General features: G+C 65.6%; 9 protein-coding genes. 8 read left to right on the top strand and 1 reads right to left on the bottom strand.

Translation table 11 applies throughout. From position 1 onward, the window contains the following. Positions 1–150 precede the first annotated feature (150 nt). Positions 151–1,131 (bottom strand): ABC transporter substrate-binding protein, encoded by a 981-nt coding sequence (locus CV770_RS39550; RefSeq protein WP_104466164.1) that lies wholly within the window; start codon positions 1,129–1,131, stop codon positions 151–153. A gap of 488 nt (positions 1,132–1,619) precedes the next feature. Here CV770_RS39550 and CV770_RS39545 point away from each other — a divergent pair, with 488 nt between their 5' ends. The 8 genes from CV770_RS39545 to CV770_RS39510 form a co-directional block, all read left to right on the top strand. Next, on the top strand, positions 1,620–2,720 hold the full coding sequence (locus CV770_RS39545) for an ABC transporter substrate-binding protein (RefSeq protein ID WP_104466163.1): 1,101 nt from the start codon (positions 1,620–1,622) through the stop codon (positions 2,718–2,720). Next, positions 2,698–3,720: an ABC transporter permease gene (locus CV770_RS39540; RefSeq protein WP_104466161.1), complete on the top strand. Its 1,023-nt coding sequence runs from the start codon at positions 2,698–2,700 to the stop codon at positions 3,718–3,720. Before CV770_RS39545 ends, CV770_RS39540 begins: the two co-directional genes overlap by 23 nt. Beyond that, positions 3,714–4,511, top strand: coding sequence for an ABC transporter ATP-binding protein (locus CV770_RS39535; RefSeq protein WP_104466160.1), 798 nt, complete (start codon positions 3,714–3,716; stop codon positions 4,509–4,511). Before CV770_RS39540 ends, CV770_RS39535 begins: the two co-directional genes overlap by 7 nt. Continuing rightward, the gene (locus CV770_RS39530) at positions 4,505–5,677 is read left to right on the top strand and encodes an acyl-CoA dehydrogenase family protein (RefSeq protein WP_104466159.1); all 1,173 of its coding nucleotides are present in this window, start codon (positions 4,505–4,507) and stop codon (positions 5,675–5,677) included. Before CV770_RS39535 ends, CV770_RS39530 begins: the two co-directional genes overlap by 7 nt. Before the next feature lie 21 nt (positions 5,678–5,698). Next, positions 5,699–6,799: an LLM class flavin-dependent oxidoreductase gene (locus CV770_RS39525; protein WP_104466158.1), complete on the top strand. Its 1,101-nt coding sequence runs from the start codon at positions 5,699–5,701 to the stop codon at positions 6,797–6,799. 285 nt (positions 6,800–7,084) lie between these two features. Continuing rightward, positions 7,085–7,930, top strand: coding sequence for a CmcJ/NvfI family oxidoreductase (locus CV770_RS39520; RefSeq protein ID WP_104466157.1), 846 nt, complete (start codon positions 7,085–7,087; stop codon positions 7,928–7,930). 103 nt (positions 7,931–8,033) lie between these two features. Continuing rightward, the gene (locus CV770_RS39515) at positions 8,034–8,348 is read left to right on the top strand and encodes a septal ring lytic transglycosylase RlpA family protein (protein ID WP_091961261.1); all 315 of its coding nucleotides are present in this window, start codon (positions 8,034–8,036) and stop codon (positions 8,346–8,348) included. Positions 8,349–8,391: 43 nt separating this feature from the next. Then, positions 8,392–9,544, top strand: a 1,153-nt coding sequence (locus CV770_RS39510; protein WP_104466162.1) for a Gfo/Idh/MocA family protein, incomplete at its 3' end; no start/stop codon positions are given.

Genomic DNA, 9,544 nt, shown 5'->3' with positions numbered 1-9,544 from the left:
AGGGGGGGCCACACGGGGATTCTCTCCGTCGCGCCCGTCCTCTGTGCGTCATCACTCGCACCTCTTCTTGGGCTACCCCCTCCCTAACCCTCCCCACAAGGGGGGAGGGAACGCACCTTTGTTGGGGCGTTGAGTTCATCCATTGGGGAGTCAATTCGAGCCGGCGGCCGCGGCGGTGAAGCTGCGGTCGACGGCTTTGCTGACGTCGAGCTTCTTGGGCAGGATGCCGTAACGCGTCGAGCGGTCGGAGGCTTCCTGCACCTCCTTCACCACGTTCTCGTCGATCACGATCGGGCTGGTACGCTGCGCGGTATAGGCTGACAGCAGCACGTCTTCCGGCAGCTTGGTCAGCTCGGCGGTGTTCTTGGCATATTCGGAAACGTGATCCAGCGACCACAGCCGCGCCTTGTTCAGCCGCTGCACCAGATCCTGCACCGCCGCGCGCTTGGTGGCGATGGCGTTGTCGGAGGCGACAATGAAGGTGATGGTCGGCGTCAGGCCTTCGCCGTCGGCGATCACCCGCGCCTTGTCCTTCAGCGTGGCGAACGAGACGTAGGGCTCCCACACCGCCCAGGCGTCGATCGAGCCGGCGACCAGCGCGATCTTGGCATCGACGGGGCCGAGCGGCGCGAAGGTCGCATCCTCGAGCTTGATCTGCGCCTTCTCCAGCGTCGCGTCGATCAGGAACTGGCCCCAGCCGCCGCGGGTGCCGGCGAGGCGTTTACCCCTAAGGTCGGCGGCCGATTTGATCGGCGAGTCCTGACGCACCAGGATGGCTTGCGTCTTCGCATCCGACCTGGTGCCGCCGATCGCCTTGATCGGCGCGCCGGCGGCGTAGACCGAGAGGAAGGAGAGATCGCCGGTGTAGCCGACGTCGAGCGCGCCGGCGTTGAGCGCTTCCAGGATCGGCGCCGCCGCGGCGAATTCCGACCATTCGATTCTGTAGGGCAGGTCCTTCGCATAACCGGAGATTTCGAGCAGCGAGCGGTTGCCGCCCTTCTGGTCGCCGACGCGCAGCACGACGGTGTCCGCGGCAAACGACGCGGCAGTCGTCGACAGCGTGATGGCGGCGGCGAATAGCGATGCGGCGAGCCGGCGGGTAATGGAATGATCGTGGGAGTTGATGCTCATATAGCCTGTCTTGTTGCTTGCTTGTGACTTTGGCTCACGACGCGTGAGCGAGCGATGCAGCGAGACGATCAAGTCTATGACCGCGCGATGTGCAGTCAATGAAATGGCCAACCGTATTGCGCGCGCATCGGGCAAGGACGTTTCATTGAATCCTTGCGCGCGAGAACACGACGGTCTTGCGAGAGAAAGATGCACGGGATCTAAGCAGATGTGCGCTCCTGTCGATCGCCGGGAGCAACCGCATTCACGAAAATCGTTTCATCGTTCTCGCGCGCGCCGATGGAGAGAATGACCTCGCTTCGCATCACATTCGAAATTCCATTTCATTGACGATACGGCGAGTGCGCCGCATGATTTGCGCATCGCATCAACGCGGCGCGACAAACGCCGGCGGAATAATTTTCTCTCAACGCAGCTCCGTACGGACCATGCGCAACGTGAAGCGTTGCGCCAAGGGCGGAGTCGTGCCAGCGCAGGAGTGGGGACTGATGAACAACGACGACAAGCGCGGCGGACGGGGGCTCGACCGGCGCCATCTGCTCCAGGCGGGGCTTGCGGCAGCTTTCGCCGCGCCGCTCGGCGCGCTGGGCGCGCAGGCTTTTGCGCCGCGCGGGATTGCATCCGGCATCGACTTCTCGGAGTTTCCGCTGTGCCGGACGGCGTCCGATGCGCCCGCGCTCACCGGCGCGCCGCGCAAGGTGAAACTGTCGTGGAACGCCGGCGCCGTCTGCCTCGCGCCCGTGCCTGTTGCGATCGAGCACGGCTTCTTCCAGAAGCACAATCTCGACGTCGAGCTCGTCAACTATTCCGGCTCGACTGACCAGTTGCTCGAGGCGATCGCGACGGGAAAGAGCGATGCCGGCCTCGGCATGGCGCTGCGCTGGCTGAAGCCGCTGGAACAGGGCTTTGACGTCAAGATCGCCGCCGGCACCCACGGCGGTTGCATGCGCGTGCTGTCGCGCGCCGATTCCGGCGTTGCCAGGCTCGCCGATCTCAAGGGCAAGATCGTCGCGGTCGGCGATCTCGCCGGTCCCGACAAGAACTTTTTCTCGATCCAGCTCGCCAAGCTCGGTATCGATCCCAACAAGGATGTCGACTGGCGCGCCTATCCCGGCAACCTTCTCAATGTCGCCGTCGAGAAGGGCGAGGTGCAGGCGTTCCTGTCCTCCGATCCGCTGGCCTATCTCTGGCTCAAGGACACCCAGTACAAGGAAGTCGCCTCCAATCTCGACGGCGAATTTCGCGAAAAGAGCTGCTGCATCCTGGGCCTGCGCGGCAGCCTGGTGCGGGAGGAGCCGCAGGTCGCCCGCGCCATCACGCAGGCGCTGCTCGATGCCGCGATGTTCAGCTCGCAGAATGCGACGGCCGCCGCAAAATCGTTCCAGCCTTACGCGCCGAAGGCGGCCACGCTCGCCGATATCGAGGGCATGGTGCGCTACCACACCCACCATCATCATCCCGTCGGCGATGTGCTGAAGCGCGAGCTCAAGGCCTATGCCGACGATCTCAAGAGCGTGCAGGTCTTCAAGCCGAGCACCGACACGGCCAAATTCGCGGAGCGCATCTATGTCGACGTATTCGCTGTCTGACGGGCTCGCCTCCGGCGCGCCGCGTCTTTCCCGCACGCCGCTGCTGGCGAACTGGGCGAGGGAATCCGGCGTCGGCGTGCTCGCCAGCATCGCCTGGATCGCCTTCGGCCTGTCCTGCCTGTGGTGGGAGGATGTCGGCGACTGGTCGCGCACGCATTCGCTCGGCATCGCCGCCTTCATCATCGCGGCCATCGCGCTGTTCGGCACCGTCGGTGCCGATTATCTGGGATCGGCGGGCAGGGCCCTGCGCAAGCGCGCGCCATGGCTGGTTGCGCTCGGCACCTTCCTGACGCTGTGGGAGGTCGCGACGGCAAAGTTCGCCTGGCTGCCGCTGCCGTTCTTCCCGCCGCCGCAGTCTATCATCGAGGTCTATACCGACGACTTGCCAAAGCTGCTCGACAGCGTCTTCGCGTCGGTCAAGCTCCAGCTCGGCGGCTATCTGATCGGGGCCACGGTCGGCTTCCTGACCGGCGTCTCGATCGGTTGGTCGCGCGCGGTCGGCTATTGGGTGCATCCGGTGCTGCGCTTCATCGGCCCGCTGCCGGCAACGGCCTGGCTGCCGATCGCCTTCTTCACCTTCCCGTCGAGCTGGAGCGCCTCGACCTTCCTGATCGCGCTGGCAACGGGCTTTCCCGTCACCGTGCTGACATGGTCGGGCGTCGCGAGCGTCAGCAATGCCTATTACGACGTCGCGCGCACGCTGGGCGCCAAGCCGTCCTTCCTGGTGCTGAAGGTCGCGATCCCCGCCGCGTTGCCGCACGTGTTCGTCGGCCTGTTCATGGGGCTCGGCTCGTCCTTCGCCGTGCTCGTCGTCGCCGAGATGATCGGCGTCAAGGCCGGGCTCGGTTGGTACCTGCAATGGGCGCAGGGCTGGGCCGCCTACGCCAACATGTATGCGGCACTGATCGTGATGTCGCTGCTCTGCTCCGGCGCGATCACGCTGCTGTTTGCGATCCGCGATCGGCTGCTGGTCTGGCAGAAGGGGACTGTGAAATGGTAGCCGCAGCTTTCGCTGAAGCGGTCACGCACCCGGCAGCCGGCGCCGCGCTCGACATCGAGCAGGTCAGCCACGCCTTCGACATCGACGGCGCCGAGCTGCCCGTGCTCAGCGATGTCAGCATCTCCGTGGAGCCGGGCGAATTCGTCGCGCTGCTCGGTCCCTCCGGTTGCGGCAAGTCGACCTTGCTGCGCCTCGTCGCCGGCCTCGACAAACCCCGGGCGGGAAGATTGCGGGAGGATGAAAGCCGCATCAGAAGCCCGCATCCCTCGCGCGTGGTCGTGTTCCAGGATCCGACCTTGTTTCCCTGGCGGTCGGTCTGGGACAACGTCGCCCTGGGCCTCGAGGCCCAGGGCATTTTGAAGAGTCAGCGTCACCGCGTCGACGACGCACTCGATCTCGTGGGGCTGGCCTCGTTCCGCAACGCCTATCCGCACCAGCTCTCCGGCGGCATGGCGCAGCGCGTTGCGCTCGCCCGCGCGCTGGTCAACGATCCCAAGATCCTGATCCTCGACGAGCCGCTCGGCAAGCTCGACTCGCTGACCCGCATCACCATGCAGGCGGAGCTCGTCTCGCTCTGGCAGCGCAAGGGCTTTACCACGCTGCTGGTGACCCACGACGCCGAGGAGGCTCTGGTGCTCGCCAACCGCGTCATCGTCTTCAGCGATCGTCCCGCCCGCGTGAAGGCCGACATCCGCGTCGACCGGCCCTATCCGCGCCATCGCGGCGATCCTTATCTGGCGGACCTCCGCCGCCAGATCCTCGGTCTGCTGGGGTTGGACGCCACATGGTGACATCCGCAGCCAAGGGCCGCACGGCCCAGAGCGAGTCCGACTACATCGCGCGTGCCGAAGCACTGGCCGAAGGTTTCGCGGCACGCGCAGCCGAGCATGACCGCAGCGGCAGCTTCCCCTTCGAGAACTTTCGCGAGCTGTCCGAAGCGGGCTTGCTGTCGCTGACGGCGCCGGCGGTCCATGGCGGGGCAGGCGCGGGCGCAAGGTACACCGCGCGCGTCCTCGGCGTCATCGGCAAGGCCGACCCGTCGACCGCGCTTGTGCTCTCGATGCACTACATCAACCATCTCGTCATGGCGCGCAGCCCGACCTGGCCGGTGCGGCTGTCGCGCAAGCTTGCGCGTGCGAGCGTCGAGGGCCTCGCGCTCGTCAACGCGCTGCGGGTCGAGCCCGAGCTCGGCTCACCCGCCCGCGGCGGCCTGCCGTCGACGATCGCACGGCGTACCGAGACCGGCTGGCGCCTCTCCGGCCACAAAATCTATTCGACGGGCTCGCCGATCCTGAAATGGTACCTGGTCTGGGCGCGGACGGATGAGGCCGAGCCGCGCGTCGGGCAATTCCTGGTGCCGGCTGGCCTGCCGGGCACCCGCATCGTCGAGACCTGGGATCATCACGGCCTGCGCGCGAGCGGCAGCCATGACGTCATCTTCGACGACGTCGTGATCCCCCTCGATGCCGAGGTCGACGTGCGCAAGCCGGCGGACTGGCGTGCGCCCGACGTTGCACAGGCCGCCGTCCACGCGATCTTCGTCGCGGCGATCTATGACGGCGTCGCCCGCGCCGCGCGCGACTGGTTGATCACGTTCCTGAAGCAGCGCGCGCCCGCCAGCCTCGGCGCGCCGCTCGCGACCCTGGCCCGCGCACAGGAGATCCTCGGCGGCATCGAGGCGCGGCTCGCGGTCAATGCGCGGCTGATCGCCTCCTTCGCCGGCGATTTCGACGACGGCATTGGACTCTCCGCCGGCGAATCCAACGCCATCAAGCTCACCGTCACCAACAACGCCATCGCCGTGGTCGAGGATGCACTGTCGCTCACGGGCAATCACGGCCTGTCCCGCACCAATCCGCTGGAGCGGCACTATCGCGACGTGCTGTGCGGCCGGGTGCACACGCCGCAGGACGATTCCACGCGTATCGGCCTCGGCCGCGCTGCGCTCGAGCTCTAAGAGATCAACAGGGAGACGATCATGTCGATCGAGTTCATCGGCTTCATCAGCAACAACAATTCCTCCGAGACGGTCGTCCGCGAGGGACCGGTCCTCAACCCCACCCACATCGAGACGGTGGCGAAGGCGCATGAGAATGCCGGCTTCGATCGCGCGCTGCTGGCATTTCATTCGACCTCGCCCGACGCGCTCCAGGTGGCGCAGCACGTCCTCAACGTGACCTCCCGCCTCAACGTGCTGATCGCGCAGCGGCCGGGCTTCACTGCCCCGACATTGCTGGCGCGGCAATTCGCAGCGCTCGACCAGTTTTCCCGCGGCAGGGTTGCGCTCCACGTCATCACCGGCGGCAATGCCACCGAGCTCAGGCAGGACGGCAACACGCTCGACGACAAGGACGAGCGCTACGCCCGCACCTCCGAGTTCCTCGATATCCTCAAGCTGGAATGGACCAGCGACAAGCCGTTCACCTACAAGGGCAGGTACTACCAGGTCGAGAACGCCTTCTCGCAGGTGAAGCCGTATCGGCCCGAGGGCATCCGCGTCTATTTCGGGGGCGCCTCGGATGCTGCGATCGACGCCGCCGGCAAGCACGCCGACACGTTTGCGCTGTGGGGCGAGTCCTATGCGCAGGTGCGCGACGTGACCTCGCGCGTCCACAACGCCGCCGTCAGGCAGGGGCGGCCGACCCCGCGCTTCAGCCTCTCGGTGCGGCCGATCATTGCCCCCACGGAGAAGCTGGCCTGGGAGAAGGCGGAGGAGATTCTGGCGCGTGCCACCGCGCTGCAGGACAAGACCGGTTATCGCAAGCCCGCCGATGGCCACGCCACCGCCGGTGCGCGGCGCCTGCTCGCGCTCGCCGATCAGGGCAGCCGCATCGACAAGCGGCTGTGGACCGAGATCGCAAAGCTCACCGGCGCCAACAGCAACACCACCGCGCTGGTCGGTACGCCCGAGCAGGTCGCCGAAGTCTTTGGCGATTATTACGATCTCGGCATCAGCCATTTCCTGATCCGCGGCTTCGATCCCTTGATCGACGCGATCGAGTATGGCCGCGAATTGATCCCGCTGACGCGCGAGCTGGTCGCCAGGCGTCAGGCCGTTCGCGGCCAGGCCGCGGAATGATCCGCCTCTCGTGTCCCGGACGCGGTGCAGCGTGCAACGCTGCTCCGCAGAGCCGGGACCCATGCCGCGCAGGATGCTCTCGGAGAGAGAGGGCACGAGAACTCACAGGACGCTCAAGCATCCGTGAAACGAGGGGTGCGCCTGCTAGCCCGATAGCCATCCTCGACACGTTCGTTCTGCGCTTCACGCCGCCGACAACATCCCTATTGCTATTTGCACCGCCTCCCTTGCGCCGCTTCGCACCCCGTCAAAAATCAATCCGACGACCACATCGGGAGACCGGCCATGGGCCTGCAAGAAACGAGAATCGAATCGCTTCCCTTCGTCACTGCCGAACTGAACTATCTCGGGCCGACCGCGGGAAAACCGCGCACCTACGCTTTCGACCCGCCGCCGGGCGAGCCCAAGAGCACGTCGCTGCCGGAGCCGCATCAAATGCCGATCTTCGATGCGCGCCTGATCGCAAACAATTTTTCGCTCGACCGTGAGGGCTTTGCGCTGGTGCGCCATCCGACCCAGGTGAAAGACTTCTACGACGACGCAGAGGTGAGGGCGGTCTACTATCCCGCCGTCGAGGCGTTCCTGCGCGCGACGCTCAAGGCGGACCGCGTCGTCATCTTCGACCATACCGTGCGCAAGCGCGTCGAAGGCGCCGCCGACATTCGCGGCGGCGGCCCGCGCCAGCCGGCCACGCGCGTCCATGTCGACCAGACCGCGGTCTCCGGCGCCAACCGCGTGCGCGAGCATCTGCCTGACGAGGCCGAAGAGCTGCTGAAGGGCCGCGTGCAGGTGATCAATCTCTGGCGGCCGATCCGCGGTCCCTTGCGCGATTCACCGCTGGCGATGGCCGACGGCACCACGGTTGCGCCCGGTGATCTCGTGGCGTCCGACCTGATCTATCCCGACCGCCGCGGCGAGACCTATTCGGTGAAATACAATCCTGATCATCGCTGGTTCTATTTTCCGGAGATGACACCGGACGAGGCGCTGCTGCTGAAGTGCTACGATTCCGCAACCGACGGCCGCACCCGCTTCGGGCCGCACACCGCCTTCGTCGATCCGACCACGCCTGATGATGCCGCGCCGCGTGAAAGCATCGAGGTGCGCACGCTGGTTTTTCACAAACAGTAACAATGTGTGATGGCGCTGCCGGGATCCGTCCCGGCAGTTCCAGGAACTGAAGGGAACAAACTGACGTTTGCGGGACGGGTCTGGGCCAACCCGGAGCGGTGCCGTGCGCGCGCAGCCGACGCTATTGTTTTGTCTCGCTACTTTCTCGTTTTCACCATTTTCTGTTGCCCATGCCGAAAGCGGGCTCGCCTCCTATTACGGCTACGCAAAAGCCGGCAAAGGCGGCGAACTGACCTGTGCACACCGCACGCGCCCGTTTGGCAGCGTGCTGAGGGTCTCCTATGGCAGCCGCTCGATCCAGTGTCGCGTCAACGATCGCGGCCCCTTCATCCGCGGCCGTATCGTCGATCTCTCGGTGCCGGCTGCCCGCGCGCTCGGCATGATGAGTGCCGGCGTGGTGCGAGTCTCCGTGGAATAGGCCAGCCAGCGCGCTATAGTGCCGCCCAAAGCAAGGGGGCACTATGGCTGGGATCAGGGTAGGACTCGTCGGCTGCGGCTTCGTATCGGAGCTGCACATGTATGCGTTCCGGCGCGTCTATGGCGTGGACGTCGAAGTCGCGGCGGTGGCCGCACGCGGCGACCATGTCGTCGAATTCGCTGGCCGTCACACCATCCCGCGGGTCTATCGCAGCTTTGCCGAGTTGATCACCGACCGCGAGATCGACGTCATCGACATCTGCACGCCGCCCAATCTTCATGCCGAAATGATCGTCGCGGCGATGCAGGCCGGCAAGCACGTGATCTGCGAAAAGCCGTTCGCCGGCTATTTCGGCCGCGACGGCGACAAGCAGCCGATCGGCAAGCACGTGCCGAAGGCGCTGATGTATGAGCGCGTGCTGGAGGAGATGGACAAGACGCGCGCCGCGATCGAGCGCACCGGAAAACTCTTCATGTATGCCGAGGATTGGATCTACGCGCCCGCGGTGACCAAGACCGCGGAGATCATCAAGGCGACCAAGGACAAGATCCTCTTTATGAAGGGCGAGGAGAGTCATTCCGGCTCGCACGCGGCCCATGCCGCGCAATGGGCGATGACCGGCGGCGGCTCGCTGATCCGCATGGGCTGCCATCCGCTCTCCGCCGTGCTCTACCTCAAGCAGGTCGAAGCGAAGGCGCGCGGCGAGAGTATCCGCGTGGCCAGCGTCACCGGCGATGTCGGCAACGTCACAGCCGGCCTCAAGCCGGAGGAGCGCACCTACATCAAGGCCAATCCGGTCGATGTCGAGGACTGGGGCACGCTGACCGCGACCTTCTCGGACGGCACCAAGGCGACCGTGTTCTCCGGCGACATGATCATGGGCGGCGTGCGCAATCTGGTCGAGACGTACACGTCAGGCGGCTCGCTGTTCGCCAACATCACCCCGAACAACCATCTGATGAGCTACCAGACGTCCGAGGAGAAGCTCGCCAGCGTCTACATCACCGAAAAGGTCGACCGCAAAACCGGCTGGCAATATGTCTGCCTCGAGGAGGAATGGACGCGCGGCTATCTGCAGGAGATCCAGGACTTCATGGAATGCGTGGCGACGGGCCGGCAGCCGCTGTCCGACCTCGCGCTGGCCTATGAGACGATCAAGGTGAACTACGCGGGGTATTGGGCCGCGGAGGAGGGGC

The organism is Bradyrhizobium sp. AC87j1, assembly GCF_002936975.1.
In the GTDB taxonomy this organism is placed as follows: Bacteria; Pseudomonadota; Alphaproteobacteria; order Rhizobiales; family Xanthobacteraceae; genus Bradyrhizobium; species Bradyrhizobium shewense.
The sequence above is the reverse complement of the archived record's forward strand: the minus strand, read 5'-3'. Positions and strand labels throughout refer to the sequence as shown.

Bases quoted from the DNA above. Each gene is read 5' to 3' on its own strand.
- CV770_RS39550 (WP_104466164.1), bottom strand. From the start codon at position 1,131: ATGAGCATCAACTCCCACGATCATTCCATTACCCGCCGGCTCGCCGCA.
- CV770_RS39545 (WP_104466163.1), top strand. From the start codon at position 1,620: ATGAACAACGACGACAAGCGCGGCGGACGGGGGCTCGACCGGCGCCAT.
- CV770_RS39540 (WP_104466161.1), top strand. From the start codon at position 2,698: ATGTCGACGTATTCGCTGTCTGACGGGCTCGCCTCCGGCGCGCCGCGT.
- CV770_RS39535 (WP_104466160.1), top strand. From the start codon at position 3,714: ATGGTAGCCGCAGCTTTCGCTGAAGCGGTCACGCACCCGGCAGCCGGC.
- CV770_RS39530 (WP_104466159.1), top strand. From the start codon at position 4,505: ATGGTGACATCCGCAGCCAAGGGCCGCACGGCCCAGAGCGAGTCCGAC.
- CV770_RS39525 (WP_104466158.1), top strand. From the start codon at position 5,699: ATGTCGATCGAGTTCATCGGCTTCATCAGCAACAACAATTCCTCCGAG.
- CV770_RS39520 (WP_104466157.1), top strand. From the start codon at position 7,085: ATGGGCCTGCAAGAAACGAGAATCGAATCGCTTCCCTTCGTCACTGCC.